Genomic DNA, 26,207 nt, shown 5'->3' on the forward strand with positions numbered 1-26,207 from the left:
GGGCGGGTCGACGTGCCGGCGGTGTGGTGGGTCGGGTGGGGGGTGGAGTGGTGGCATGGGGCGGTGGGATTCGGCCGCGGTTGTGATGGCGCGTTCGTTGGGGCGAGTTCGTGCCCCGGTACCGTGGTTTCGGCGTGCGGGGGCTAGCGGGGGGTGGGCGTGGAGGATGTCGACGCGGAGACGCGGCGGGCTCGGGAGCGGGGTGAACGCGGTCGGGCACGGTGCGCCGAGGCGTTGGCGGCCGAGTCGGGCGAGGGCGGCCCGGACGCCGTGCGGGAGTTGTTCGCCGAGGCGATCGAGTTGCTGACCGAGGCACTCGGCACGCTCGACGGCGCCGACGCCCGGTGGCCGGAATTCGCCTACGTGGCGGGCGTCGCGTACGCCGCGAGCGCGGCACCCGTCGGCGACCGTCGGGCCTGGGACCAGGCGCGGCTCTGCTTCCGGCGCGCGGATCGGGCCGCGCCGGCGGATGCCCACCTGCTCCGGGCCGCCGCGCAGGTGGCCTCGGCCCGGATCGGGCTCGACCCGCGCGGCACCCCGTGGCGTACGCTCCTCGACCCGCCGTCGGCCGCCGAGATCGCCGCCGCGCTGGTTCGGCTCGGTCACGACGTGCTGGTGCAACTCGTTCCCGGAGCCGCGGTGATCACCGGCACCGACGGCGCGACGCGGGTGCTCGACCTGCCCGAACTCGAATACGGCCTGGACCTGGGCAGGGGCGATCGGGAGAACTGGGCCGACCTGCTCGACGCGCTGTGCGAATGGGCCTGGGCAGCGGTGATGGAACCGGTACTGACCGCGCTGCCCGACGCGTTCGGCCACACGCCGTCCCTGGTGCTGCTGCCCGCCGGACCGTTCGGCATGGTGCCCTGGCACGCGGCTTGGACGGTCGTCGACGGCCGCCGCCGGCACGCGCTGCAGAGCACGCGCATCTCGTACATCGGCGCACCGCGGTTGTTGTGCGACGTCGCCGCGCGGTCGGTGGGCGACCTCGACAGGCGGTACCGGGTCGAGGTCGGCCGCGCCGCCGGCGATCCGATCGCCTTTGTGCCGGCGGGTGGTCACGACGAGAACTGGCGACGGGCCGCCGAGTACCTGACGGCCGGCAGCCACACCGTGGTGTCCACGCTGTGGCCGGTGGACGAGACGATCACGGCGCTGGTGCTGTACATGGCCCGCCACTACCTCGACCGCCGCGACCTGCCGCCGGCTCAGGCCGTACGCACAGCCCAGTTGTGGCTGCGCGACCCCAAACGCGGCATCCCGGCCGCGATGCCGCCCGAACTCGCCGCCAGGGCCCGCGCGATCGCCCCGGACGCGCTGACCGCCTGGGCGGGCTTCACCCACTCGGGATGGTGAGCGCGTGGGCGTGCTGTCACCCACTCCGGGTGGCGGCGGGCGTGTGTTCACCCACTCGGGGTGGTGAGCCGCGAAGTCCGTTCACCCGCCCGGGGTGGCCGGCTCGATGGGCAACAGCGTTCACCCACCAGGGGAGGTGGGCGCGAGGGTGTGTTCACCCACTCGGGACGGTGGGCGCCTTTGTGTACACCCACTCGGGATGGCTGGGCGCGAGCCTGTGCTCACCCACTTGGGATGGCGGGCGTGAGGGCTGCGTGCAACCACTCCGGACGGCGGTCGCGGGCCAGGGTGCACCCCTCGGGAAGGCCGACGCGAGCCGGGGTTCACCCCCTCGGGAAGGCTGACGCGGGCATGGTGCTCACCCACTCGGCATGGCCCGCGCGAGCATGTGTTCACCCATGCGAGGCGGCCGGCGTGTGCGTGTGTTCGCCGGCGCGAGGCGGCGGGCGCGAGCGTGTGTTGGGTCACCCCGCCTTCCCAAGCGACCCGCGAGGCGCGTACTGTTCGCCACGCCATCGCGGGAGCTCGGACCAACCGGGCTGAGAGGGCGGCATGGGGTGTCGGCGTAGCGCCGGCGCATCCGGGGCCACCGACCGCTTGAACCTGTCCGGGTAATGCCGGCGTAGGGAGAGCAGGTAGAGCCATGTCGGCTCCGGTCATCGACGACGCGCGCCCCGAGACACCGCACGGCGGCGTCGAGGCGCCTCTGGTCCTGGACACCGCGCCGCCACGTACCCTCGGGTTCCGTGACCAGGCGGCGTTCTGGGCCAACCTCGGAGTGAGCCTGCTCGGCTTCTCCGGCGCCCTGTTCGTGCTCGCCCCGGCCGGCTATCCGCAACTGTCGATGGTGGCCGCGATCGTCGCGGCCGTCGGCGGCACGCTGATCGGCACACTCATGGTCGCCGTCGCCGGCATCCCCGGTGCCCGCAGCGGCGCGCCCGCGATGACCGTGCTGCGTGGCCTGTTCGGCACGAAAATCTCCTACGTGCCGACGGTGTTCAACATCGTCCAGTGCATCGGCTGGGGCACCTTCGAGCTGTTGGTGATCTCGATCGGCATCGAGGCGATGACCGACGGTGACGGCCCGCATTGGCTTTACATCGTCGCCGCCGGCGCGGTCACCACGGCGATGACGCTGCGTCCGCTGGGCATGCTGCGGATCCTGCGCCGCTACGTGACGATCGCGGTGGGCATCGCGATGCTCTACTTCTCCATCCAGTTGTGGCGCGAGGGCCTGCCGCCGATGACCGAGGGGTCGTGGTCCGGGTTCTTCCCGGCGATGGACGCGGCGCTCGCGGTCGCGGTCTCCTGGGTTCCGCTCGCGTCCGACTACACCCGCCACTCGCGCGGCACCAAGCCCGCGTTCTGGGCGGCGTTCAGCGGATTCTCGATCACCAGCATCTGGTGCTACCTGCTCGGCCTGGTCGCGCTGGCCCAGGTCGGCGGCGACGCGGACAAGATCTTCGACTCGTTCCTGGGCGTCACCGCCGGATGGGTGTTCTTCGCCGTGCTGGTCGTGCGCGAGGTGGACCAGAGCTTCGCCAACGTCTACAGCACCGCGATGTCGATCCAGAACCTGGCGCCGCGCGTGGACCGCCGGGTGTTGTGCCTGGGCGTGGGCGCGCTGGTCACCGCGTTCGCGCTGATGGTGAACGACTTCGACACCTACGCGAGCTTCCTGTCGCTGATCGGCTCGATCTTCATCCCGCTGCTCGGCGTGCTCGCGGTGGACCTGTTCGCCGGACGCGGCCGAGCCGGCTGGGACCTGGGCGACCGCGCGCCGGCCCGCTGGGTGATGGTCGTGCCGTGGGTGCTGGGGTTCTGCATGTATCAGCTGATCAACCCGGGTTCGGTCGAGTGGTGGGCGAAGTTCTGGGGCCGGCTCCAGGACGCGCTGCACATCCACGCGCAGACGTGGACCTCGGCCTCACTGTTCTCGTTCGCGCTCGCGGGCGTGACCGCGTACCTCGCGGTCGCGTGGGACCGGCGGCGGGCGGTCGCGGCGCGTTGAGGTGGGCCGGCCGCGTCGGTCGGGTGCCTCCTCCCGACGCGGCCGTGATCCACCGCCCGGGCGGACCCCGGTGTCCCGGACCGGAACGCAGACGCCCCGACCCGCCCCGACCCACGCCGCCCCGAGCCGACCCGCCCCGACCGGCCTCGTCTAGCTGCCCAGGGCCTTGGCCAATTGCGCCTTGTTCATCGACGAGCGGCCCTTGATGTTGCGGCGCTTGGCATCCGCGTAGAGCTGGTCGTACGTGGGTGCCTGCGAACCCTTGTGCGAGTTCTTGCCGCCCCGCTTCGCCGAGGACATGTCGTGCAGCGACGAGCGGCTCGCGGTCTTGGCCTCGCCGGAGCGGGCGCGCTCCTTGTTGACCGTGCGGGCGGCGATCTCCTCGGCCCGCTTCTCGCCGGTGCCGCGCTGTTTGGCGCTCTCCTTGATGTGCTCGTACTGACGTTCGCGCTTGGGGCTGGATCCGCGTGGCATGGTCGTCCACCTCACTCGTATTACTCGCCACTCGATGCCATGTCGGCCTTTTTCGCGGCCTCCTTCATCGGCCTGTTTCGGCTACCCGCACTGGCGTCGATCACCCGTGCCGACCGACCGCAGTTGACCTTCGAGCAGGTCGAAGCCGCAGACTCGCCGCCATGGACGACGACACGAACAACGAGGTACGGGACGCACTGGTGGGCATCGGCGCGTTCGCGCGGCGGGTCGGGCTGAGCCCGAGCGCGTTGCGCTACTACGACGACTGCGGTGTGATGCGGCCCGCGTCGGTGGACCCGGGTACGGGCTACCGCTCCTACGCGCCGGAGCAGGAGGCGCGGGCGCTGCGGCTGCGGGCGTTGCGCGAGGCGGAGGTGCCGCTGCCGGAGGCGGTCGCCGTACTGGACGGTCCACCGGAGCACGCCGAGGCGCTGCTGCGCACCCACCTGGACCGCATGCGCGAGCGCGCCGACACCGCGCGGGTCGTGGTCGAGGGCGTGCTGCGCTCGCTGACCACGACCGGTACGCGGGCGAGCATCGGCGGGGCCGAATGGGCGAGCGCGGTGCGGCAGGTGGCGCCGGCGGCGGGTGCGGGGGAGCCGGCGGTGCTCGGGTGTGTGCTGGTCGAGGTGGCCGACGGGGAGGTACGCCTGGTGGCGACGGATCGCTACCGGCTGTCCGTTCGTACACTGCGCCCGGGTCGGATCGAGGGCGGCCCGGGACAGGCGCTGGTCCGGGTGGGTGACCTGATCGCACTCGGCCCCTGGGCGACCCGACACCGCGAGATCGACCTCGAACTCGACGCCGACGGCTTCCGCCTGCGCGCCGGCGACGAGGTCCACGAGCCGGCGACGTCCGCCGACACCTACCCGGCCTACCGCGACATGCTCGCCGCGTTGGCCACGCCGCAGACCCGCGTCGTGGTGGACCGCGCGGCCCTACGCGAAGCGCTGCTCGGCGAGGGCCGGGGCCTGGGCCGAGGGCGGGACGAAGACGAGAACCACGACCCGGGCGAGGACCACGACCATGGCGAGGACCGGGACCAAGGCCGGAAAGAGGACCAAGGCCGAGACCCCAGCCCCAGCCCGAGCCCGAGCCGGGTCCGAGTGTTGACCACGACCCTCGACGGGATCCGAGTCGACGCCGGCGCCCTGCCGGCGATCTGCGCCGGCCCCGCGACCCGACTCGCCTTCGACCCGGGCACACTCGTACCCGCCCTGGACGCCGGCGTCGGCCCGGACGTGCTCCTCGACATCGCCGCCCCCGATCTACCGGTCCTGGTCCGCTCCGCCGATCAGGGCAGCTTCACCACATTGGTGATGCCGGTGGCCCTCCCGAAAGCCGGGAACCCGAAATAGGGCCGATCTCGTCCGGAGGCCGCGGGCGGGCCGAAGCATCGATCCGCCGACGTGGCGTCAGGCGCCCTTGTGGCGGCGGCGTCCGCTGCTTTCCAAGTAGCGGGCAAGGCCGGAGAGAAGCATGCACATGCCGATGTAGATCGGGGCGATCACGATGACGACCGGGATGAAGGGGAGGCTGTAGTCGAGGTTGGTGGCGATCTGCTTGCCGGCGTAGAGGAATTCCTCGTACGAGATCAGGTAGCCCAGCGAGGTGTCCTTGAGCGTGACCACCAACTGGCTGATGATCGTGGGCAACATGGTGCGGACCGCCTGGGGGATCAGGATGTGCACCATCACCGAGGTCTTGCGCATGCCCAGTGCGTAGGCCGCCTCGCTCTGGCCCTTGGGGACCGCGTTGACGCCGCCGCGGAAGACCTCGGCCAGGACCGAACCGTTGTACAAGGTAAGGCCGGCGATCAGGGCCAGGCGGGGTTCGACCTTCATCGCGATGAAGATGAAGAAGATCATCACCAGCACGGGCATGGCCCGGAAGAACTCCACCACCAGGCCCGCGCCCCAGCGGATCACCCGGTGTTCGGAGAGCCGACCGGCCGCGAAGAAGGCGCCGAAGGCCAGCGAGAGCACCGCCGCCCACGCGAAGACCTCGAGCGTGTTCCTCAGGCCGCGCAGCAACAGCTTCTGTACGCCCACGTATTCGAAGGGTGCCCACTTGTCATGGGCGAACTGTCCGGTGTCGATCAGCTTGTAGATCACCCATGCCAGCACACAGATCAACAGCGCGGTGACGATCCAGCCGTAAGTGCGGTGCCGGGCCAGGGCCTTCGGGCCGGGGACGTCGTACAGCGCCGAGGTCTCGGTGCTCATCGGGCCACCTCCAGGCGCTTCTCCAGGAAGCGGAACAGGGCGCTGATGGACAGCGTGATGATCAGGTAGCCCACGGCGATCCACAGGAACGTGACGACGATGTCGTAGCCGAGTTCGTTGAGGGTGCGGTATGTGCCGAGCAGTTCGGTGACGCTGAACGAACCGGCGATCGCGGTGTTCTTGGCGAGCGCGATCAGCGTGCTGCCCACCGGTGGGATCACCGCGCGCACCGCCTGTGGCAGCACGATCAGTTGGAGCGTCTGGCCGAAGTTCATGCCCAGACTTCGGGCCGCCTCGCCCTGGCCGACCGGCACGGTGTTGATGCCGGCGCGGACCGCCTCGCAGATGAACGCCGAGGTGTAGCAGCCCAGGGCGAGCACCGCGAGGGTGAAGAAGGGGAGCACCACGCCGAATCGCGGCAGACCCAGCACGACCGCGAAGAACAGCAGGGTGAGCGGGGTGTTGCGGAGCACGGTCACCCACGCGCCGCCGATGATCCGCAGCGGACGGACCGGGGAGACCCGGCAGGCGGCCATCAGCACGCCGACCACGAGGGCGATCGCCGAGGCGGCCAGGGTCAGTTCGACCGTACCCACGAAGCCCTTGCGGAACAGGGTGAAGTTGTCGAGCAGCACATTCATCGTCGTCGACGCCCTCCGCTAGTACCGGTCCACCGGCGGCGGCGGGGGAGCCGGTACGCCGGAGAGGCCGAGGGTCGAGTCGTAGGCGCGCTTCCAGTCGCCGTTCGCCTCGTGTGCGACGATCGCGTCGTCGATCGCGAGGCGGAAGTTCCGGTCCCCGCGCGGAACACCGATTCCGTACGGCTCCTGGGAGAACGGCTCGCCGGCGAGCCGGAGTTGGTCGGGCACCTTCGCGGCGTAGCCCTTGAGGATGGTGTCGTCGGTGGTGACCGCGTCGACCTGAAGGCTGATCAGGTTGTCCACGCACACCGAATAGCTGTCATAGGCGACGGCGGTGGCCTTGGGATAGTTGGCCACCAGCCGCTGGTACGGCGTGGAGCCGGAGACCGAACAGACCTTCTTGCCGGCCAGGTCCTGCGGGCCGTTGATGTCCTTGTCGTTCTTGCGGACCAGGAGCGCCTGGCCGGCCATGTAGTACGGCCCGGCGAAGCCGACCAACTTCTTGCGGTTGTCGTTGATCGTGTACGTCCCGACGTAGTAGTCGACTTCGCCGTTCTGCAAGGACGTCTCGCGGTTGGCGGAGGTGATCGTCTTGAACTCGACCCGGTCCGCCGGGAAGCCCAGTGACGCGGCCACCATCTTGGCGATTTCGACGTCGAAGCCCGAGTAGTAGCCGCTCGCCGGGTCCTGCGCGGCGACGTAGGGCTGATCGGCCTTGGTGCCGACGATCAACCGGCCGCGCGCCTTGGCCGAGCGGAAGGTGGGCGAGTCGATGTCGACGTCGGTGGCGACCTGGTACGAGGGCAGATCCTTGGGCTTGGGGCCCTTGGGCGGGGGTGTACCGGACCTGCCGCAGGCGGCGAGGAGGAGTGCGGCGAGGAGGAGGGCGAGCAGGGTGGCTGCTCGGGGGGTGTTTCGGAGGGTGGCGCGGGTGCGGGCGCGGGTGCCGGCGTAGACGCAGGCGTGGGGGCCGGGGCCGGCGTGTGTGCGGGTGCGGGTGCAGGCGTGGGTGCGCATGTGCGATCCCCCGTCAGTGCTTGAGGATCTTGGACAGGAAGTCCTTGGCCCGGTCGGTCTCCGGGTGGTCGAAGAAGTCCTCGGGCCTGCGCGACTCCATGATCCGACCGTCCGCCATGAACACCACACGATTGGCCGCCGAGCGGGCGAAGCCCATCTCGTGGGTGACCACGACCATCGTCATGCCCTCGACCGCGAGCGTCCGCATGACCTCCAGGACCTCGTTGATCATCTCCGGGTCGAGTGCGGACGTCGGTTCGTCGAACAACATCACCTTGGGATCCATCGCCAGTGATCGGGCGATGGCGACCCGCTGCTGCTGTCCGCCGGAGAGTTGCGCCGGGTACTTGGGCGCCTGGTCGGAGAGGCCGACCCGGTCCAGGAGTTCGCGCGCCTTCTTCTCCGCCTCGGCCTTGCTGCGCTTGCGCACCTTGATCTGCGCGAGGGTCAGGTTTTCCAGTACCGACTTGTGGGCGAAGAGGTTGAACGACTGGAACACCATGCCGACATCGGAGCGCAGCCGGGCCAGTCCGCGACCCTCGGCGGGCAGGGGCCGGCCGTCGATGGTGATGCTGCCGGAGTCGATCGTCTCCAACCGATTGATCGTGCGGCACAGCGTCGACTTGCCGGAACCGGAGGGGCCGATCAGGACGACCACCTCGTTGCGCGCCACGGTCAGGTCGATGTCACGCAGGACGTGCAGCGACCCGAAGTGCTTGTTCACACCGGAGAGGACGACGAGCGGGTCTTCCGAGGTCACAGGTATCCGACTCGCCTTCGACACGGGGGCGGGGGCCGCGCGCGAGCGCACGTGCCCGATGCATCCACCTCGGCGGGTGGGTTCAGTCGCATCGCCACCGCCAACCCCTCTAACGGCCGATAGAGTCCCCTCGCGTGGGTGACGCACGGGTGACACGTGCGTGGTCGGCGGCCAGGCCGGTGCCCGAGCGGGACCGGTCGCGCGGACGTGTGGACTGTGAATGTGCCATTGCGCGGTCGTGTGGTCGTGGGGTCGCGCCGGCGGGTGTCGGGTTCGGGTGGAGCGGGTCGAGTCGAGGGAGCCGTCGATGGCGAAGGTCAACATCAGCCTGGACGCGAACGTCGTGATCGAGGTCATGGTCCTGTCCGGCGTGCGCAACGCGCAGGACGCGATCGAGGCGATCGTGCTCGACTACATCGCGCGCGGGCACCGTACCGAGGCGCTGACCGGCAACGTCGAGGAGCACCGGCGCACGGTCGAGGAGCGCGAGCGGCGCAACCCGGTCACCGACTAGGCGATTCAGCCCGGTCGGTGCGCGAATGGGTCGGTCCGGTATGCGCCGAGTTGTGCCGCCCGGCCGGTCCGCTTGTGTCGAGCCGCTGCGCGCGTCCGGAAGGTTCTGCGCGAGAATGATCCCGACCCCGTGTGGCGCTGAGCCGCAGGTCGGGGTCGTGGTCCGGGTCGGCGGGGGACGAGGTGCTTACGCATGCGGTTGTGGCTGAGTTATTTCGCGTTCATGTCCTCGATAGGCCTGACCAATCGCACCACCGACATCTGGCGCAGCGCGCGGGTGGCCGACGACATCGTGCTCGCGTTTCGGTTGTTGCCGCTCGGTGACCCGGCCCGGCGTGGGCTCGTTCGCGCGATGGCGCTGGTGGCGATCCAGATGTGGTGCGTGTCCGTCGTGATCGCGGTGTCGCCGTGGTTCGCGGCGGAGGGGGAGAGCCCGGCCGCGTTCTGGGGTTATCTGTCGATGGTCGCGATCCTGGTGCTGCTGGCCGTCGCGGTGGTCGAGGCGACGGTGATCCTGTTCAATCGGCCGCGCAATGTGGTCGCGCCGCATATGCGGGCGGAGCGCGGGTTGCTGCGCTGAGGGTGCGGCGGGGCGGGCGGGGCGGGGCGGTTTGCGCCGAGCGTCCGGCGGGCGGTTCCGCGAGCGTCGGGGCGAGCGGCCGGGCGGGCGGTCTCGCGGGTCGGGCCCGCGCGACGGCCGAACCGGTGGGTGGTCCGGGCCGGCGTGCGGGTGGGTACGGGGTGCGGGGTGCGATCGGACGGCCTACGGCAGCAGCGCACAGCCGCCGTAGCCGAGTACGTGTTCGCGCAGCAGGTCGCTCGTGGCCGGGTCGCGGCGGCGGAAGGCGGCGACGATCGGCTCGTGGTCGGCGGCGTTCTCGTGCAGGTCCATCCGGTAGACCCGGATCGACAGCGTCGTCCAGACCTCGATGCCCAGCGCCTCCCAGACCGAGCGCAGGAGCGCGTTGCCGGACGCGGCGACGATCTCGCGATGGAAGGCCACTCCGTGCCGGATCTGCGCGCTCGCGTCGCCCGCCGCCGAGGCCGCGTGCAGCGCGGCGACGTGCCGATCGAGCGCGTCGAGCCGCTCGTCGTCGATCCGGGGCAGCGCGAGCCGCGCCGCGGTCTCCTCCAGGCCGGCCCGTACCGGATAGATCTCGCGTAGGTCGCTCTCGCTGAACGAGCGCACGCGTACTCCCTTATTGGGCTCCGACTCGACCAGGCCCAGTTGTTCAAGCTCGCGCAGCGCCTCGCGTACGGGTGCCTGGCTGACGCCCAGTTCCACCGCCACACGACGCTCGACGATGCGCTCGCCGGGCGCCCAGCGGCCGGCGACCACGGCCTCGGTGACGTACTGGCGGATCTGCTCGCGGAGCGGGCGGCGTTCCAGGGTCGGGCGAGGCGGCTCGGTCATCGGGTCAGTCTAGGGCGCGGGAGGCGTCTTTGCGCAATGATCGATCATTGCGCAGAATGGAGGTGCAACGAAGACGCAATGAGGACGCGATGAAGAGGCTTCGCCGCGGGGCTTCACCCGGATGTCCGTCTCGGAAGTTCCCACCTTGGGAGTCCGCACCGGACGTCCCGACTCGGGAAGTCCGCACCGGACCTCCCCACCGGGAAGTCCGGACCCGGAAGTTCCACCCGGGGAGTCCGCACCCGGCAGCCTCACCGACACGAAGGAGGGCGGCCCGGATGTCACACCACACGTCGAGCCGTACCCCGAGCGGGCAGCTCGACCAGCTCCCCGACCGGGACCCCGAGGAAACCGCGGAATGGATCGAGTCGCTCGACGCCGTCGTACGCGCCGCCGGCCCCGGCCGCGCCCGCCTGCTGCTGGCCCGCCTGCTCGAACACGGCGCACACCGCGGCCTGGACCTGCCGCCCGTCACGCGCACGCCGTATGTCAACACCGTGCCCACCGCCGCCGAGCCGAGCTATCCCGGCGACCCGGACCTGGAGGAGCGGATCACCGCGTACAACCGGTGGAACGCGGCGGCGATGGTGACCCGGGCGAGCCGGTACGGGCTGGGCGGGCACATGGCCACGTACGCGTCGGCGGCCTGGCTGTACGAGGTCGGCTTCCAACACTTCTTCCGGGGGCGGGCCGACGGCGGGTCCGGTGATCAGATCTACTTCCAGGGGCACGCGTCGCCCGGGGTGTACGCCCGGGCCTTCCTGGAAGGGCGCCTGACGGTCGATCAGCTCGACCGGTTCCGGCGCGAGGTGGGCGGCGGTGGGCTGCCGTCCTATCCGCATCCGCGATCCCTGGGCGGCTTCTGGGAGTTCCCGACGGTGTCGATGGGATTGGGACCGCTGGCCGCGGTGTACCAGGCGCGGTTCAACCGCTACCTGCACAACCGGGGCCTGGAGGACACCTCGGGCAGCCGGGTGTGGGCCTTCCTCGGCGACGGCGAGATGGACGAACCCGAGGCCACCGCGGCGCTCACCCTCGCCGCGCGCGAGGGGCTGGACAACCTGGTCTTCGTGATCAACTGCAACCTCCAGCGACTGGACGGCCCGGTGCGCGGAAACGGGCGCGTGGTCCAGGAGTTGGAGAGCGTGTTCGCGGGCGCCGGATGGCATGTGGTCAAGGCGCTGTGGGGCAGGGACTGGGACGACCTGTTCGCGCGCGACCACGACGGCGAGCTGATCCGCCGGTTGGAGCACACGCCCGACGGCCAGTTCCAGACCTACTCGGCCGCCGACGGCGGGTACATTCGGGACAACCTGCTCGGCGGCGATCCCGATCTGCGCGGCGTGGCGGCGCACCTGGACGACGCGCGGCTCGCGGAACTGATCGGGTTCTCCCGCGCGGGCCACGAACCGCGCAAGGTGTACGCGGCCTACCGCGCGGCGATCGAGCACCGGGGCGGGCCCAGTGTGGTGTTGGTGCAGACGGTCAAGGGTTGGACGCTCGGGCCGGGCTTCGAGGCGCGCAACGCCAACCACCAGATGAAGAAGCTGCGCCAAGACGAGTTCCGGGTGATGCGCGACCGGCTCGACCTGCCGGTGGCGGACGCCGACCTCGACGGCGAGTTGCCGCCGTACCTGCACCCGGGCCCGGACTCGCGCGAGGCCCGCTACCTGGCCGACCGTCGCCGCGCGCTGGGCGGCCCGGTACCCGCGCGTCGCGTCGCGTTCACCCCGCTTCCGGAGCCGCCGGCGTTGACCGAGGCGCCGTTCGCCGCGCTGCTCAAGGGGTCCGGCAAGCAGGAGATCGCCACCACGATGGCGTTCGTGCGACTGGCCAAGGAGCTGATGCGCGATCCGGTCGTGGGTCGGAGCTGGGTGCCGATCGTGCCGGACGAGGCGCGCACGTTCGGGATGGAGTCGATGTTCCCGACCGCCGGGATCTACTCGCCGCACGGGCAGACCTACGATGCGGTGGACCGCGAACTGCTGCTGTCCTACCGGGAGGCGGTGGACGGACAGATCCTCAACGAGGGCATCACCGAAGCCGGCGCGGTCGCCTCGTTCACGGCGGCGGCCACCGCGTACGCCACGCACGGGCGGCCGATGATCCCGTTCTACGTCTTCTACTCGATGTTCGGCTGGCAGCGGGTCGCCGACCAACTGTGGGCACTGGCGGACCAGATGGGCCGAGGCTTCCTGATCGGAGCCACCGCCGGCCGCACCACGATGACCGGTGAGGGGCTGCAACACGCTGACGGACACTCGCAGTTGATCGCGTCGACCAATCCGGCGTGCATGTCCTACGATCCGGCCTTCGCGTACGAGATCGCGGTCATCGTGCGGGACGGCCTGCGCCGGATGCTGACCGCGACGCCGGGACACCCGAGCGGCGAGGACGTCTTCTACTACCTCACCGTATACAACGAACCGCTTCCGCAACCGGCGATGCCGAGCCCGGACGCGGCCGAGGGGATCCTGCGGGGCATCCACCGCTGCGCGCCCGTCCTCGACGTGGGTGCCGAGGTACGTGTTGGCGCGGGTGTCGACGCGGCTGCGGGCGCGGGTGTCGACGTTGGTGCCGGCGCGGACGCCGGTGTCGGCGCCGACGCCGAACTGCTCGCGAGTGGGACGGCGGTGCGGTGGGCGCTGGAGGCGCAACGGCTGCTCGCGGAGGAGTGGGGGGTGTCGGCGCAGGTGTGGTCGGTGACCTCCTGGACCGAGCTTCGCCGCGAGGCGCTTGCCGCAGGGGAGGACCAAGTTCCGTATATAGAACGGGTTTTGGCGGAGGCATCCGGGCCGGTGGTGGCGGTGAGCGACTGGATGCGCGCGGTACCCGACCAGATCGCGCCGTGGGTCCGGCAGGACTGGACCTCACTCGGCACGGACGGCTTCGGCCTCTCCGACACCCGAGCCGCCACCCGCACCCATTTCGCGGTGGACGCCCCATCGATCGCGATCCGCACGCTGAGCGCGCTGGCCCGCCAGGGCAAGGTGAAGCCGGGAGTGGTGAGGGAGGCGATGGAGCGGTACGGGCGCACGGAGGGGTGACGCGTCGCGGGCGCGCCTCGCGGGGGCGCGCGTTGCGGGGATGTCGGGAGCGCGGAGGGCGGGCGCGGTGGGTGCGGCGCGGGAGCTCGGCGGATTGGTGCGTTGCGCGAGTGGGCCTAGCCAGGACACCTTGCGAGTGCCTCGGGCGTATGCGTGAGACTGCGTCCATGACGATCACATCGGTGACTGTGCGCCGACATGTACCTGACCTGGACGCGGCGATCACGTTCTACGAGCGGCTGACCGGCGAACCGGCAACCCGATTCGCCTTCGCCGGACTGGAGTTGGCGGCCACCGGACCGTTCCTGGTCTTCACCGGCCCGCCCGAGGCGGCGGCCCGCTTCAGCGGCGTGGCCGCCACCCTCGGCGTCGAGGACCTGGACGCGACGTTCGCCGACCTGATCACCCACGGCGCCGAACCCATCGCCGAGCCGACACCCACCCCGAATGGCCGCCGCGCGGTGCTTCGCCACCCGGACGGCGCGGTCTTCGAGTACGTCAGCCGCTGACCCTGGTCGGATCGGGGCCGCCACCACCACCATCGGCGGCGGCCCCGACCGTCCTTCGACTCAGCTACCGGCGATGAGTTGTGCGGGTCCGAAGACGTTGCCGTTGGTGTCGGGGGCTTGTCCGGGGTAGGTGTAGACGTTGCCGTTGGCGGCGCGGGCCCAGAGGTCGGCCTTGCCGTCGCCGTCGAAGTCGCCGTCGGAGGACACCTGGGGGTAGGCGGTGGTGTCGAATCCGGTGGCGATCAGGGTGGGCGTGCGGCTGTAGGCGCCGAGGTCGGCGGTGCCGTCCGGGTTCTTGGCGGAGGTGTATTGGTAGACCTTGCCGTCGGTGCGGTCGCGGGCCCACAGGTCGGCGAGGCCGTCGCCGTTGATGTCACCGGGGGAGGAGAACTCCTGGTTGCGACGGTCGATGCCGTCGAGGGCGGTGGCTCGGGGGCTGTTGCGGGAGTGCAACCACAGGCGATGCATGCCCGTTGTTTCCTCTTCGACGGTGAAGAATTCCGAACGCGCGTCGTTGACGGCGAGGAGCTGCTTCACCTGGGACCAGTTCTGCCGGTAGCCGACGCAGACGCGATCGGCCCGGTTGAGATCGATGCATCGGGGAGCGCGGTTGACGACCAGGACCTGGTCTTTACGGAAGTAGCTCGTGGTCGGGTCCAAGGTGTTGCGGTACAGCGAAATGGCCCTGCCGTCGTAGACGTAGAGGTCGTCCGCACGCCCTCCGCCGCCACGGTGGCTGACGAGCGCACCGGTCCAGGTCCGTCCGCCGTCGGGCCGGGCCAACGGCCCTTCGCTGGTTGCCGAAGCGAGTACGCCGCCGGATCCGGGTTGAGTCGCCGAGTTGTAGCCCTTGAGGGCACCGTCGGCGTCTACGACGAGGACATCCACGTTGCCGTCACCGGTGACGTCACCGGGCTTGGGCGCGGGCGGATTGGGATTGCTCGGTGCGTAGAACGAATAGGTCGTCTGCTGCGAGCGGTTGCCCGCTCGGTCGACGGTCTGCGCGAACAGGTTGTTGGTGCCCCACTGCGACACGGGCAGGGCCGGGGTTCGCCATGTGCCGGATGGCGCGTCGTAGATTGCCTGCGCTGCTCCAACGACCGGGATCGGCCCGTTGAGGGAGTATTCGACCGCTGTGACGTCGGGGCCGGCGGTGCTGGTGTCGAGGATGAAGACGCCTTGTTGCCCGGCGTATTTGCCGCCGCCGTTCACCGGGAAGTCCTGGCTCGTGACGGTGGGAGCACCGGGGCGTGTGTTGTCGTATGTGAAGGTGCAGCCTGCGGTGCGGACCGGGTCGGGCTGGTTCGCGTGCCCCGACTCGACGCTCCATGCGTAGGTCTTGCCGTCGGTGAGCGCGGTGCCGGGGACTTGCGCGAGTGCGGTGTGGGCGCCGGAGAACTCGGATGTCCAACCGCCGTCCCAGGCGGTCGGATTGCCGTTGCCGACCTCGTGAACTTCGAAGTGGGCGCCTACCTGCGGCCCGTTGGGCTCGCCCACCGTCGCGGTCAGGTCGAGCGTGCTGAAGCTACCGATTCCTTGGAGGTAGCCGCAGTTGTCTCCCGATCCGTTGATCGGGGTCGGGTTCATTCGGAGGTTGGTGGGGCCGGTGGCGGCGGTGGCCGGTGCGGTGAGCAGGGCACAGGCTAGGGCGCCGATGGCCAAACCACCGATGAGTGTGGAGAGTCGACGGCCTTTGGTGCGGGGTTTCCTACGGGGCATGGGTGTACTCCTCGTGTCGCCGGGATCACCGGACTGCGGTAGGCAACCAGGCGACTGGGACACCCGCAACGGGTATGAGGGGCCGCGGACTTGCCGTGGTGACGGAAGGTGGCGAGAGGGAGGCGTGAAGTTATGTTTGGCTTCCGGGATTTCCTGCCGTGCCCGGTTTGGCGGTGGGCGTGACACTTGGCGCGGCCAACAGGTTGTAGTGAGAGATGGCACATCGTGGTGGTGGGTTGGTGGCGGGTGGAAAACCTGTGGCCGGGGGTGGGGGAGGCCGGAAGCGTGTCGGGGCATGGTGATGTTGCGTCAGATTCGGGCCGATTTCGATGCCGCGTCGATTGTGGTGTATCAGGCCTACGCGCCGGCTATTGCCGAACCCGCTTTGCGGGAGGGGCGGTTCGTGGCGCCGTTTTCGTTTGGGCGGATGACGTGGGTCAAGCCGTCGTTCCTGTGGCTGATGCACCGCAGTGATTGGGCGCGGAAGGCGGGCCAGGAGCGGGTGTTGGCCGTGCGGATCACTCGGGCGGGGTTCGAGGACGCGCTCGGGCGGGCGGTGTCGACCGAGGGGTCGGTGGCCGGCGCCGACGTGCATGTGCAGTGGGATCCGGAACGGTCGTTGCGTGGGGCGGCGTTGAATCACTACAGCATTCAGGTCGGGATCGGGCGGGATGTGATCCGGACCTTCAACGACGAGTGGATCGTCGGAATCGTCGACCTGACGCCGGTGGTGCGGCGGGTGGCGGGACTGCTCAAGGAGGGCCGAGCGACGCAGGCTCAGCGGTTGTTGCCGGTCGAGAGGCCGTACCCACTGGCCGGGCCGCCGGCTCGACGGGTCGGGGCGGACGGCTGAGGTTTGTGTGTGAGCGGCGTGCGGATTCGCTGCGGGTGCGGGTGCGGGTGCGGGTGCGGTGGCGGTGGCTGCGTGGTCTGGGGCGTGAGGCCGGGTACGCGGTTGCCGGGAGGCGCGTGCGTACCCGGATGCCGTCAGGCGTGGGTGCCGCCGTCTACTCGGATTTCGGTGCCGGTGATGAAGGCGCCGTCTTCGGAGGCGAGCATCGCGATGACGCCGGCGATGGCGTCGGGGCCGGCCATAGGGGCGCCGCCGGATTCGAGGTCGGTGGCCAGGATGGGGGAGAGCTTGGCGAACAGCTCCCAGTCGGTGTCCTCCGGGAGGTAGCCCGAAGTCGCATCGGTGATACCGGACTTGATGCTGCCGGGGGCGACGTTGACGGCGCGCAGACCCTGCTTGCCGTATTCGAGGGCCAGGGCGTGGGTGAAGGACTGGATGCCGCCCTTGCTCGCCGCGTAGGCCGCCATGTACGGGTGGGCGAAGGCTGCCGAGGTCGAGCTGAAGTTGACCACGACGCCGTTGCCGGTGGCCAGGAGGGCGGGCAGCGCCTCGCGGGTGACCAGGAACGTGTCGGTGAGGTTGACCGTGATGATCCTGTACCACAGCACAACGAGTGGCCGAAGCGCTCCGCCGACGTATCCGCTCCGGCGAGTTCGCGCCCGGCGATCGCCTGCCCTCCCGTAGCCAGGTCGCCGACGAATACCGGGTGGGCCTCAGAGTCGCGCAGCGCTCGAAGTCCTCCGCGACGCAGGCCTCGCCGAGGGGGCACAGCGCCACCAGCCCACGGTGGCGCATCCTCCAGCAGTGGGAGTCCTGACCGACCCGGCCGCGGCTTGGCCCCACGAGATAGGGGAGCGGCAGCTCTCCCGAGCCGCCGCAACAGGCGATGTCGCCGTCCTCCTCGGGCTCGCCGACGGCACCCGGGTCCAGCGCGAACGCACCGAACTCATCGACCCCGACGGCCGAACGAGCCACCTGCTCGTCAGGTACACCCGGCGCCTCCGGTCAGCACCCGGAAGTGGCGAGCACGCCGATACGTCGGCGCGGGCCGCAGCCCCGGGAGAGGCCGGCATGCTCGGCGTCGCCATCGGATCGATCCTCCTTGTCGTGCGGGTGGTCAGGTACGCGCGGGACGGTTGCCCCGCTGCGGTCGACGAGCTATTGCTGCCGGCGGACCGGTGGCGGGTGAGGCTCGGGCCCGCCTACCGGAGCGTGTGACCCTCCCGGTAGGCCGCGGGCAGCCAGTCCGGCACGGGCATCGCCCTGTATCTGGCGGCCATGGCTTCGTCGTTCCGCTTGACCTCCGCGCGCAGGATGTGGGTGCGCTCGTTCTGGTCCGCGTGCGCCAGGACCGCCTGGACGAGCGCCGGGAGCGTGCCGGGGGGGATCGCGAGCGTCTCGGACTCGTACGACCCGTCGGGCAACTCGTAGTGCGCGATGAGCAGGTCGGGGTCGTAGGTGTACTCGCGAAGCTTCCAGTCGCGCTGCGGCATGGCCTCGTCTCCGTGGTGCGGGCGGTGAGTGGTGGTGCCTCGCCCGGCCGGCGCGCTGGGCGCGATCTTCCCCGGCCGGGCGAGGCGTTGGGGGCCCGGCAGCGATACCAGCGCCACCGGGCCGAGTCGCCCGCGAACGGTCGGGCGACGGGGCCGGTCCCGCTACCGCGCCGGTGGCGGCAGGACCGGAGTCGAGGGCCCGGCGGTGTCATACTCACCGCCGGGCCGGGCCGTCCGCCGGGCGAAGGGCGAACAGCCGGGGGTGCCGCCGCGGATCGATCGCGAGCGGCGTCGGGCGGGGCTCAGCCGCCCGAGTTCGACATCCGCCGCACCGGCGGACCGGGGACCGGGTAGAGCAGGTACGCCCGGATCTCGTGCTGGAGCGCGACGAGTTCGTCGTGCGTCATGTCCATCACCCTGCCGTCCGAGAGCGCGGCTCGGATCGGACGGTGCGGGTCACCCGACGCAGTGACACACGGCCGATCGGGCTGTTCGGTGACGATCATGATCGCTCGCCTCTACGCTAAGTGAACTGATACCGCAACGCTACGAGCAGCCCCAACGGCGCGGCAGTGACCGCCGGTACGGGTTGTCGAGCCATCCGGAGGGCCCATGACCCCCGCCCCCACCGAAACCCTGACCGACACGCAGGGTTCCGCCGGCCGGACCCGCGGCGGCGTCATCTCCGGGTACGTGATGCGGTGCATCCGCGAGCAAACCGGACTCACCCAGGAGGGCCTCGCCGAGCAGTTCGGCGTGAGCGTCGACACCGTCGCCGCATGGGAGACCGGGCGCCGTCCGATCACCGCCGTACCCGTCGGCCACATGCTCGTCTACCGCAACCGGTTGCTCCAGGCGGGCGCTTCGCCCGACCTGCTCACCGCACTCGACCGGGCCATGGAAGCGGACGTCCTCCTGGCAGGCGTCCTCGAGGGCGGCTCCGCCGGACCGCATCACCCCCTCGGCTCCACCGTGCTGCAGCGCAACGTGGTCGAGATGCTTACCTGGCCGCTCACCGGCCGCGCGCCCGCCACGCTCGACGCCCTCCCCAAGCCGAAACGCCGCGGCCCGGTGGCCACCAGTCCGGAACTCCCCGCCGCCAGCTGTCGCGCGTTCTTCACCGCGGTCCGCCGCACAGCCGAGACTGCGACGAGACCGGCCGACATCCTGACCCGCCGACAGGCGCTCTACCTCGTCAGCTACGACCCGGCCCCGGACACCACGCCGTGGATACAGCACCAGCAGCGGGGCCGGCGAAGCCAGGGCTGGCTGGCGGACTGGCTCGACGCCCGTTCCGTGGCGTCCGTCGCAGTGCGCCAGGGCGACACCGAGAGGATGACGCGGTTCATCGAGCGCACCCTCGTGGACAGCGACCCCGGCGAGACCGCGAACCTCAACTACTGGGCCTACTGGGTGGGCGAGCTGCCCCGGCTCCACGGCGATGACGCGTTCATGGCGGCGCCGGTCACCCCCGGTGCCTGGTGCGGGCAGCGCCTCCTCGCGCACCTCGTCGACCACCTCACGCCCGGGCTCGGCTTCTCCGAGCTGTACGTCCACACCCTGTGGTCGCTCCTCGCGGTCCGCCCCCACCTCCTCCAGGCGGCGGGCGTCGACACGGACGCCCTGCGGAATCGGGTCGATCTCCTGTTGGATGGCGGGACGTTGTCCGCGCAGGCGCGGCGCGAGCTGGACGGAGTCCGCTACGCCATCCGCCTGTCGAGGACGTAGACCACAGGCAAGGGGCATGGGGTGGCTGACGAAGACCGCGCGGTGGCGAACTTCCTTTTCGAGGCAGGCTCGTTGAAGTTGCACAAGCGGACCGGGTGGTGGATCGCCGGCGTCAAGGACCCGGAGTCCGTCGCCGAGCACTCGTGGCGTGCCGCCCTCCTGGCGTCGATCATCGCCGAACTCGAGGGCGCCGACCCGGCGCGGGCGGCGCTGCTGAGCGTGTGGCACGACACTGGGGAGACCCGCACCGGGGACCTTGCGCACATCAGCCAGAAGTACGTCGGCAAGGGCGACGCGGAGAAGATCGCCGCCGACCAGTCCCAGGGCATGCCGGCCGCTCTGGGCGCGCTTATGCGGTCGATCATCGGCGAGTACGAGTCCCGCGAGACACCCGAGGCGATCTGCGCGGGCGACGCCGACAAGCTCGAATGCCTCGTCCAGGCCATCGAGTACCAGGACCAGGGGCACAAGAATGTCGACCGCTGGATCGTGAACTCCCAGAAGCGGATTCGGACCGAGTCCGCGAAGCGCATCGCGGCCGAGCTGCTGGAGACCGGCTCGCTCACGTGGCTCCGCGAGGCCATGGGCGAGTCGTAGCATTCGAGCCCCCTGCGGCTGCCGGGCCAGGCCGGAACCGGGCAACCGGATCCCCCACCCACTGCGGTGGCGGCGACCCCGGAGCCGCAGGGCGCACACCGGGTCGCGTACCCCACGCGAGTGCGCCGGCTACCGATCACCGCGGCAGCGATGCCACGCTGGGCGCATGGACGAGCAGACCACCGGCCCCCGCCGGCCCCAGCACACCATCGGCTTCGGCGGCCCCGAACACGCCACCCCCGCAGAGCTACGCGCCGAACTCCCCGACGACCTGCGCATGGAGTTCGAAGAGGAATACCAGGCCGCCCTCAACGAGGCCAACGCCAACGGCAACCTCCAGGCGCTCGCCGACATGCTGCCCCTGTGGCAAGGCGAACTCGCACGGCGCCGCTCCCCGGACTGGCCCGAGATGGAAGAGACCATCCGCCGACTCAACGCAGGCCTGCCCGTCGACACCGTGCCCGCCGACCGCACCCAGTGGGGAGACCCCGGATGAGCTACCGCGTCGACGCCTCGTACAGCACCCAGCAGTGGCTGAAGGGCAAGCCCTCCCATGTCCTGTCCGCCTACGACGGCATGGTTCGGCAGCTCGCGTCCGACCCGTGGCGAGTCGGCCACCCGACGCGATCCTCGAACATGCGCGAGTACGCGTTCTGCGTCGAGGGCATCGCCACGTTCGTGATCACCGATACGCACGTGACGGTCACCATCGTCGGCGTCCGGTAGCCGCCACCCGGACGCCGGCCGCGCCCACGAGCCCGGTGTCGAATCCGGCGGGTAGCGTCGGACGGATGCACGACTCGCACGACACCACGCTCGACGCTGCGGTCAAAGCCCGCGCCCAGCTCGGCCGGCGGAACGATGCGGTGTCGCCCGAGGACATGCTTGCCGGCTCCTACACTCGTGCTCGATGCCGTGTGTGCCGCAACCGGAACCCCTCGGTCCTTTTTCGAGGTGGATCCCGACGACCTCCCGGCCGATACCCTCGCCTTCCGCAAGACGGCGAGTTCGTCGGTTACCGAGGTCGAGCGTGTCAGCGCCACCGTCCGCGAGGCATACCGGGTTTCCGCCCGACTGCTCACCGAGGTCGGCATGCGGCGAGCCGTCCTGCCACGCGCCGAGGGCGACCTCGACGGGGACGACATCGAACGCCTTGCGGAGGAAACACGAGATGCCCTGGGCATCGCGCGGGACTCCGTCATGCAACATCTGACCCGCACCTGCGAGCGAGCCGGTATCCCGGTTGTGCCCATGATGCTTCTCGATCGCGGAGGTAACGCCGAGGACCGCGTCATCGGACATTTCGGCGCCTCGTGCTGGCGAGGCACGGAAGACCCGTCGCTGATCAGCTACTTCAGCGCATCGAGTGGCGACCGGCAGCGCTTCACCATTGCCCATGAACTCGGGCATCTGGTGCTCCATCCCGCGCGCAGACACATCTCTCCCAAGCTCGCAGAGCAAGAGGCCCACCGATTTGCGGGCGCCCTCCTCGTTCCGCGAGAGCGTGCCTACGAGGCGTTGGAAGCTCCCTTCCAGCTACGTGAACTAGGAGAACTGAAAGCTCGTTGGGGAGTGTCCATGCAAGCCCTCATCATGCGGTCGCGCCACCTCGAAATCATCGACAAGGAACGCACCCAGAGCCTGTTCAAGCAGATTGCGAACAGGGGTTGGAGGCTCAACGAGCCGGTAATTGTTCATCCGGAGCAACCACTTTTGATGCGGACGATGATGACCCGGCGCTTTGGCAAGAGCGGGGCGTCGTCGAGGCAGGCGTCAGAAGAACTGGGTCTCAACCTCGTCCTCTTGCGTTCCCTCGTTCCAGAGGTCGGGGCAGCTTCGTCGGTTGCCACGGCGCAGGCACCACGAGCGGATGTCGTGAACCTGGCCTCGCGTCGTCGACAGGTTCCTGACATCGAGATAGCAGATCGCAAAAGTGACTGGGGATGAGCCCTACCAAATGCGCGAAAGCCCCCGCCGCTGCCCACGAAGGGCAGCAGCGGGGGCTCTTTACGCAGGTCGGACTCACACTCCGGTTCGGAGATACTCCTTGACCCTGTCCTCAGGCTCCGGCGGTGGCCCCACCGGATCACGCGCCCACCGATACAGACCCTCATAGGCCCGAGCCAGCGCACGCAGCAGCGACCGCATACTCCGAGCCTCCGCCCGCATCTCGTCTATCTCCATGGCCTGCTCCGCGCGGATCGCCCGGAACGCCTCCAGATCCACGCGCCGCTGCTCGGGCTCCGCCTGGGCCTGAGCCGCGGCACGAGTCGCCTCCGCCGCCGCGGCCTTCGTCGCCCTCGCCGTGAACAACCCCGCGATGACCATCCCCGCCGTGCCGAGAATCCCGAGCAGTGGACCCCGTGGCCTCAAGCGCCGGCCGGGCTGAAGCCTAGCCAACCGTTCAAGTAGCCCCGTTGGGAGCGTTGCTCGCCGGGCTCAAAGAGTTGCCGTCGTTGAAGTTGTCTGTGCTCGTTCGGGGCTCGGGTGGGGGGAGAGGGTTGGTGGCGTGGGTCTTGGGGGGTGGGGGGTTCGGGGGAGGGTTATGGCTATGGTGAGGCCGCCGTGGTGGTTGGCGGTGGTGGTTATGCGGGCTGCGTGGGCGTGGACTATGGCTTGGACTATGGACAGGCCCAGGCCGGAGCCCTTGGCGGAGCCCGTGCGGTTGGGGCGGAAGCGGCGGAAGGGTTCGTAGAGTTCGGGGATGCGGTCGGCGGGGATGACCGGGCCGGTGTTGCGGACGCGGAGGGAGCCGGCCGAGACGCCGACCGTGACGAAGCCGCCCGGGTGGTTGTGACGGACCGCGTTCTCGACCAGGTTGGTGACCAACTGGCGCAGCAGCAGGGGGTCGCCGGAGACCACGCCGCCGGCCAGGTTCGCGTCGACTCGTACGCCCGCCCGTTCGGCCGCCGGGCGGGTCTGGCGCAGGACGTCGGCGGTCAGTTCGTCGAGGGCGACCGGGGAAGCCTGGACGTTGCCGCGTTCGCTCACCGCGAGGTCGAGCAGGCCGTCGATCAGGCGTTCGGTGCGACGGTTCAGTGCGAGGAGTTGTTCGCGCGTCGCCACGATGTCTTCCGGGGAGTGCGGGTCGGCCAGGCCGATCTCGATCGCCGTGCGCTGGATCGTGAGCGGCGTACGCAGCTCGTGTGAGGCGTTGGCGACGAACAGGCGCCTGCTGTCGAAGGATTTCTCCAGGCGATCGAGCATTCCGTCGAAGGTGTCGGCGAGTTGCTTGAGTTCGTCGTCCGGGCCCGGCATCGCGATCCGCTCGTGCAGGTTGTGTTCGGACAACCGGCGTGCCGTCGCGGTGATCCCGTGGACCGGGCGCAACACCCGGCCGGACATCCACCAGCCGACCAGGATCGAGGCCGCGGCGAGCAGGAGCAGTGCGGCGCCGAGCACGGTGAGGAGTTGACTCATCGTCACGTTCTGGCCGGTGGTGGTGATCCGACGGATCGTCTCGGGCGGGATCAAGGTGACCTGGGCCGGCATCCCCGGCGCCGGGTATGCCGGCTGGGCCTGGCCGGTGATGGGCGCGGCCGGGCCGTAGACGGACGCGGAATCCGCCGCGACCGTCCTGGCCAGTGCGGTCGGCAGCCGCTGGGACAACCGCTGGTCGACGAACCAGTACACGATGCCCAGCAGCACCGTGCCGACGACGAGCGACATGCCGCCGTATAGGAGCGCGAGTCGGGCTCGAGCCGACGGGCGGCGGAACACGGCTTGGGAGAGCAGTCGAAGATCCCCTGCCCTGCCGCTCATATCAGGTATCCCGAGCCGGGCACGGTCCGGATGACCTGGGGATCGCCCAGTTTGGCGCGCAGTTTGGACATGGTCACCCGCACGGTGTTGGAGAAGGGGTCGATGTTCTCGTCCCAGACGCGTTCCAGCAGTTCCTCGGCGCTGACCACCGCGCCGTCGGCGGCCATCAGGGTGGCGAGCACGGCGAACTCCTTGTGCGCGAGGCGGACGTACTCGCCGTTGCGGGTGACCTGGCGGCGGGCGCTGTCCAGCACGATGCCGTGCTTCTCCAGCACCGGCGGGACGGCCGGGGTGGCGCGCCGGCCCAGGGCCTGGACGCGCGCCAGCAACTCGGCGAACTCGAACGGCTTGGGCAGGTAGTCGTCCGCGCCCAGGCGCAGCCCCGCGACCCGCTCGGGGACCGTACCGGCGGCGGTCAACATCAGGATGCGGGTGCGCAGTCGACCGGCCACGACCGCCTGGCAGACGTCGTCGCCGTGCGTGCCGGGCAGGTCGCGGTCAAGTACCAGGACGTCGTAGTCGTTGACCATCAGCCGCTCCAGCGCGCTGTCGCCGTCGTAGGCGACATCCACCGCGATCGCCGCCCGGCGCAGTCCTCGGGCGATCAGATCGGCCAGTAGTTCCTCGTCCTCGGTCACCAGGACTCGCAAGGTCTCGTCGCTCCGCTTCGGCCAGGGGTGGGGGTGGGGATGGGCTGAGGTGGGTGGGGTGGGGTGGCGTACTCCACCGCCATGGATGGGGATGGGGCCAACCCCACCGTTTATACGCGAGCCCGTGTTAGCTCCGGATAACCAATTCGGGAGACGGCCCGGTAACGCGCTGCCGCGTAGACCTGCTGTCGCACCCCTCGACATCGACATCGGCACCGACGTTGGTGCCGACATCGACTTCGGCGCCGACATCGAGTCGACGACGAGATCGGTCGACGACGACGTCGGGGCGGGCATGACCACAGGCCCTACAAACAGGCGGGAGCGGCAGTGATGACGAGGTTTGGGCGCACAGGATCGGGAGGACCTCTGGCGCTGCGGTTGGCGGTTGGGGTGGTTCTGGCGAGTGGCCTCGCCTTGACCACGGCCGGGTGCGGTGACGACGGCGGCGGCTCGGCGAAGAACAAGGTGGCCTCGGGCGGCGGCGGCGCCGAGAAGGCCGGCGGCCAGTCGGATTCGGGCAAGAAGGGCGATGCCTCGGACCGCGAGCAGATGGTCAAGTTCGCGGGCTGTATGCGGGAGAACGGCATCGACATGCCGGATCCGGAGCCTGGGGAGGGCGGCGCGATGCGCGCGATGGGCGTCCCCGCGGACGGTGACATGTCCAAGACCGAGAACGCGCTCAAGGCGTGCGAGAAGTTCCAGCCGAAGAGCGACTTCGACCCCAACGACCCCAAGTTCAAGGAGTGGCAGGCCAAGAACGCGGAGTGCATGCGCGAGAACGGCGTCGACATGGGCGACGGCACGGGCATGGTGACGCTCGAAGCGGGTGACGAGAAGACCACCAAGGCGCTGGAAGTGTGCAACAAGAAGGTTCCGCCGCTCGAGAAGAAGAAGTAGGGGCGGCGACGTGGTTTCGATCGACACCCCACAGCACTACGAGTACGAGGACGGAGCCACGCCGGCCCCGGCGGAGCCGGACCGTTCGGCGTATCCGCGGGAGCGTCGGCGGCGCCGTCGGCGGCGCGCACTCGCGGCGGCCCTGGTGCTGGCCTCGGCGGGCGGCGCGGCGGCCGTTCTGTTCGCGGATGGAGGCGGTGACGCCGAGGCGTCCGCGAACCGCACCAAGCTGGACGCCGTGCCGGTGACCCGGGCGGACCTGGTGGACCGGCAGAATGTGGACGGCAAGCTCGGATACGCGGGCACGTACTCCGTGAACGCGGCCGCGCCCGGACCGGACAAGGAGACGCCGCCTCCGAGTGGTGGGAACAAGCCGCAGGGCGGCGGCACCCCACCACCGTCGCAGAACCCGGGTGGCGGCAATCAGCCCCAGGGTTCGGGTTCGGGTGGTGGGTCCGGTACGGGCGGAGGTTCCGGTCGGGGTGGTTCGCCGCCGGATGCCGGGAACGACGCGGGGCCCGGGACGATCACCTGGCTT

The 26,207-nt window shown here is 70.1% G+C and carries 27 protein-coding genes, 2 pseudogenes and 1 riboswitch; of the genes and pseudogenes, 17 read left to right on the forward strand and 12 right to left on the reverse strand.

Features of this window, described 5'->3' with window-relative positions; all coding sequences use genetic code 11:
• Positions 1-159: 159 nt before the first annotated feature.
• Together ACIBSV_RS48060 and ACIBSV_RS48065 are read left to right on the forward strand one after the other, a co-directional pair.
• The gene (locus tag ACIBSV_RS48060) at positions 160-1,356 is read left to right on the forward strand and encodes a CHAT domain-containing protein (RefSeq protein ID WP_395873913.1); all 1,197 of its coding nucleotides are present in this window, start codon (positions 160-162) and stop codon (positions 1,354-1,356) included.
• A 507-nt stretch (positions 1,357-1,863) separates the two neighbouring features.
• A riboswitch (TPP riboswitch) is annotated at positions 1,864-2,004 on the forward strand.
• Positions 2,000-3,367 carry a purine-cytosine permease family protein gene (locus ACIBSV_RS48065; RefSeq protein ID WP_395873914.1) on the forward strand — a complete coding sequence of 456 codons (1,368 nt, stop codon included), beginning with the start codon at positions 2,000-2,002 and terminating at the stop codon, positions 3,365-3,367. It overlaps the preceding riboswitch by 5 nt.
• A gap of 150 nt (positions 3,368-3,517) precedes the next feature.
• Here the strand turns inward: ACIBSV_RS48065 and ACIBSV_RS48070 are convergent, their stop codons facing one another.
• Positions 3,518-3,841, reverse strand: coding sequence for a plasmid stabilization protein (locus ACIBSV_RS48070; RefSeq protein WP_395873915.1), 324 nt, complete (start codon positions 3,839-3,841; stop codon positions 3,518-3,520).
• 161 nt (positions 3,842-4,002) lie between these two features.
• Between ACIBSV_RS48070 and ACIBSV_RS48075 the strand changes: the two genes are divergently transcribed.
• Positions 4,003-5,199, forward strand: a complete 1,197-nt coding sequence (locus ACIBSV_RS48075; RefSeq protein ID WP_395873916.1) for a MerR family transcriptional regulator — start codon at positions 4,003-4,005, stop codon at positions 5,197-5,199.
• Positions 5,200-5,256: 57 nt separating this feature from the next.
• On the opposite strand, the gene ACIBSV_RS48080 is transcribed toward ACIBSV_RS48075, so the two are convergent.
• The 4 genes from ACIBSV_RS48080 to ACIBSV_RS48095 are packed head-to-tail and all read right to left on the reverse strand — an operon-like array spanning position 5,257 to position 8,490.
• Positions 5,257-6,066 carry an amino acid ABC transporter permease gene (locus ACIBSV_RS48080; RefSeq protein WP_395873917.1) on the reverse strand — a complete coding sequence of 270 codons (810 nt, stop codon included), beginning with the start codon at positions 6,064-6,066 and terminating at the stop codon, positions 5,257-5,259.
• Positions 6,063-6,707, reverse strand: coding sequence for an amino acid ABC transporter permease (locus ACIBSV_RS48085; RefSeq protein WP_395873918.1), 645 nt, complete (start codon positions 6,705-6,707; stop codon positions 6,063-6,065). Before ACIBSV_RS48085 ends, ACIBSV_RS48080 begins: the two co-directional genes overlap by 4 nt.
• Before the next feature lie 18 nt (positions 6,708-6,725).
• A complete protein-coding gene (locus ACIBSV_RS48090) occupies positions 6,726-7,724 on the reverse strand; it encodes a glutamate ABC transporter substrate-binding protein (RefSeq protein WP_395873919.1) in 999 nt (332 codons plus the stop codon).
• 13 nt (positions 7,725-7,737) lie between these two features.
• Complete coding sequence (locus tag ACIBSV_RS48095) at positions 7,738-8,490, reverse strand: amino acid ABC transporter ATP-binding protein (protein ID WP_395873943.1); 753 nt, start codon at positions 8,488-8,490, stop codon at positions 7,738-7,740.
• A gap of 301 nt (positions 8,491-8,791) precedes the next feature.
• On the opposite strand from ACIBSV_RS48095, the gene ACIBSV_RS48100 reads away from it, so the two are divergent.
• Positions 8,792-8,998 (forward strand): DUF2191 domain-containing protein, encoded by a 207-nt coding sequence (locus ACIBSV_RS48100; RefSeq protein WP_395873920.1) that lies wholly within the window; start codon positions 8,792-8,794, stop codon positions 8,996-8,998.
• A 192-nt stretch (positions 8,999-9,190) separates the two neighbouring features.
• Positions 9,191-9,577: a hypothetical protein gene (locus ACIBSV_RS48105; RefSeq protein ID WP_395873921.1), complete on the forward strand. Its 387-nt coding sequence runs from the start codon at positions 9,191-9,193 to the stop codon at positions 9,575-9,577.
• Positions 9,578-9,760: 183 nt separating this feature from the next.
• Here the strand turns inward: ACIBSV_RS48105 and ACIBSV_RS48110 are convergent, their stop codons facing one another.
• Positions 9,761-10,411, reverse strand: a complete 651-nt coding sequence (locus tag ACIBSV_RS48110; RefSeq protein ID WP_395873922.1) for a GntR family transcriptional regulator — start codon at positions 10,409-10,411, stop codon at positions 9,761-9,763.
• Between the two features lie 278 nt (positions 10,412-10,689).
• Here ACIBSV_RS48110 and aceE point away from each other — a divergent pair, with 278 nt between their 5' ends.
• Together aceE and ACIBSV_RS48120 are read left to right on the forward strand one after the other, a co-directional pair.
• Positions 10,690-13,458 (forward strand): pyruvate dehydrogenase (acetyl-transferring), homodimeric type, encoded by a 2,769-nt coding sequence (gene aceE / locus ACIBSV_RS48115; protein ID WP_395873923.1) that lies wholly within the window; start codon positions 10,690-10,692, stop codon positions 13,456-13,458.
• 167 nt (positions 13,459-13,625) lie between these two features.
• Positions 13,626-13,967, forward strand: a complete 342-nt coding sequence (locus tag ACIBSV_RS48120) for a VOC family protein (RefSeq protein ID WP_395873924.1) — start codon at positions 13,626-13,628, stop codon at positions 13,965-13,967.
• 60 nt (positions 13,968-14,027) lie between these two features.
• On the opposite strand, the gene ACIBSV_RS48125 is transcribed toward ACIBSV_RS48120, so the two are convergent.
• Positions 14,028-15,686: an FG-GAP repeat domain-containing protein gene (locus tag ACIBSV_RS48125; protein WP_395873925.1), complete on the reverse strand. Its 1,659-nt coding sequence runs from the start codon at positions 15,684-15,686 to the stop codon at positions 14,028-14,030.
• A 295-nt stretch (positions 15,687-15,981) separates the two neighbouring features.
• On the opposite strand from ACIBSV_RS48125, the gene ACIBSV_RS48130 reads away from it, so the two are divergent.
• Positions 15,982-16,539 (forward strand): DUF4291 domain-containing protein, encoded by a 558-nt coding sequence (locus ACIBSV_RS48130; protein ID WP_395873926.1) that lies wholly within the window; start codon positions 15,982-15,984, stop codon positions 16,537-16,539.
• A gap of 134 nt (positions 16,540-16,673) precedes the next feature.
• On the opposite strand, the pseudogene ACIBSV_RS48135 reads toward ACIBSV_RS48130, so the two are convergent.
• Positions 16,674-17,144 (reverse strand): annotated as a pseudogene (locus ACIBSV_RS48135) (SDR family NAD(P)-dependent oxidoreductase); the annotation flags it as partial.
• A gap of 8 nt (positions 17,145-17,152) precedes the next feature.
• Between ACIBSV_RS48135 and ACIBSV_RS48140 the strand changes: the two are divergent.
• Both ACIBSV_RS48140 and ACIBSV_RS48145 read left to right on the forward strand, forming a co-directional pair.
• On the forward strand, positions 17,153-17,356 hold the full coding sequence (locus ACIBSV_RS48140; RefSeq protein WP_395873927.1) for a GntR family transcriptional regulator: 204 nt from the start codon (positions 17,153-17,155) through the stop codon (positions 17,354-17,356).
• A complete protein-coding gene (locus tag ACIBSV_RS48145; RefSeq protein ID WP_395873929.1) occupies positions 17,344-17,757 on the forward strand; it encodes a hypothetical protein in 414 nt (137 codons plus the stop codon). The genes ACIBSV_RS48140 and ACIBSV_RS48145 overlap by 13 nt, the downstream gene beginning before the upstream one ends.
• On the opposite strand, the gene ACIBSV_RS48150 is transcribed toward ACIBSV_RS48145, so the two are convergent.
• Entirely contained in the window at positions 17,742-18,149 is a 408-nt protein-coding gene (locus ACIBSV_RS48150; protein WP_395873930.1) for a hypothetical protein, read from the reverse strand. The two genes, ACIBSV_RS48145 and ACIBSV_RS48150, sit on opposite strands and share 16 nt — an antisense overlap.
• A 495-nt stretch (positions 18,150-18,644) precedes the next feature.
• On the opposite strand from ACIBSV_RS48150, the gene ACIBSV_RS48155 reads away from it, so the two are divergent.
• The 5 genes from ACIBSV_RS48155 (at position 18,645) to ACIBSV_RS48175 (ending at position 22,304) form a co-directional block, all read left to right on the forward strand.
• Positions 18,645-19,760: a helix-turn-helix domain-containing protein gene (locus ACIBSV_RS48155; protein ID WP_395873931.1), complete on the forward strand. Its 1,116-nt coding sequence runs from the start codon at positions 18,645-18,647 to the stop codon at positions 19,758-19,760.
• A gap of 21 nt (positions 19,761-19,781) precedes the next feature.
• Complete coding sequence (locus ACIBSV_RS48160) at positions 19,782-20,357, forward strand: HD family hydrolase (protein WP_395873933.1); 576 nt, start codon at positions 19,782-19,784, stop codon at positions 20,355-20,357.
• 166 nt (positions 20,358-20,523) lie between these two features.
• Positions 20,524-20,853, forward strand: coding sequence for a DUF6247 family protein (locus ACIBSV_RS48165; protein ID WP_395873934.1), 330 nt, complete (start codon positions 20,524-20,526; stop codon positions 20,851-20,853).
• The gene (locus ACIBSV_RS48170) at positions 20,850-21,083 is read left to right on the forward strand and encodes a hypothetical protein (RefSeq protein ID WP_395873935.1); all 234 of its coding nucleotides are present in this window, start codon (positions 20,850-20,852) and stop codon (positions 21,081-21,083) included. The genes ACIBSV_RS48165 and ACIBSV_RS48170 overlap by 4 nt, the downstream gene beginning before the upstream one ends.
• 228 nt (positions 21,084-21,311) lie before the next feature.
• Positions 21,312-22,304: an ImmA/IrrE family metallo-endopeptidase gene (locus ACIBSV_RS48175; RefSeq protein ID WP_395873936.1), complete on the forward strand. Its 993-nt coding sequence runs from the start codon at positions 21,312-21,314 to the stop codon at positions 22,302-22,304.
• A 75-nt stretch (positions 22,305-22,379) separates the two neighbouring features.
• On the opposite strand, the gene ACIBSV_RS48180 is transcribed toward ACIBSV_RS48175, so the two are convergent.
• The 3 genes from ACIBSV_RS48180 to ACIBSV_RS48190 form a co-directional block, all read right to left on the reverse strand.
• A complete protein-coding gene (locus ACIBSV_RS48180) occupies positions 22,380-22,670 on the reverse strand; it encodes a hypothetical protein (RefSeq protein ID WP_395873938.1) in 291 nt (96 codons plus the stop codon).
• A gap of 126 nt (positions 22,671-22,796) precedes the next feature.
• Positions 22,797-24,119 carry a sensor histidine kinase gene (locus tag ACIBSV_RS48185; RefSeq protein ID WP_395873939.1) on the reverse strand — a complete coding sequence of 441 codons (1,323 nt, stop codon included), beginning with the start codon at positions 24,117-24,119 and terminating at the stop codon, positions 22,797-22,799.
• Positions 24,116-24,769, reverse strand: a complete 654-nt coding sequence (locus tag ACIBSV_RS48190; RefSeq protein ID WP_395873940.1) for a response regulator transcription factor — start codon at positions 24,767-24,769, stop codon at positions 24,116-24,118. Before ACIBSV_RS48190 ends, ACIBSV_RS48185 begins: the two co-directional genes overlap by 4 nt.
• Before the next feature lie 417 nt (positions 24,770-25,186).
• On the opposite strand from ACIBSV_RS48190, the gene ACIBSV_RS48195 reads away from it, so the two are divergent.
• Positions 25,187-25,669 carry a hypothetical protein gene (locus ACIBSV_RS48195; protein WP_395873941.1) on the forward strand — a complete coding sequence of 161 codons (483 nt, stop codon included), beginning with the start codon at positions 25,187-25,189 and terminating at the stop codon, positions 25,667-25,669.
• A gap of 10 nt (positions 25,670-25,679) precedes the next feature.
• Positions 25,680-26,207, forward strand: a pseudogene (locus tag ACIBSV_RS48200) (hypothetical protein); the annotation flags it as partial.

The organism is Embleya sp. NPDC050154 (assembly GCF_044460165.1).
In the GTDB taxonomy this organism is placed as follows: domain Bacteria; phylum Actinomycetota; class Actinomycetes; order Streptomycetales; family Streptomycetaceae; genus Embleya.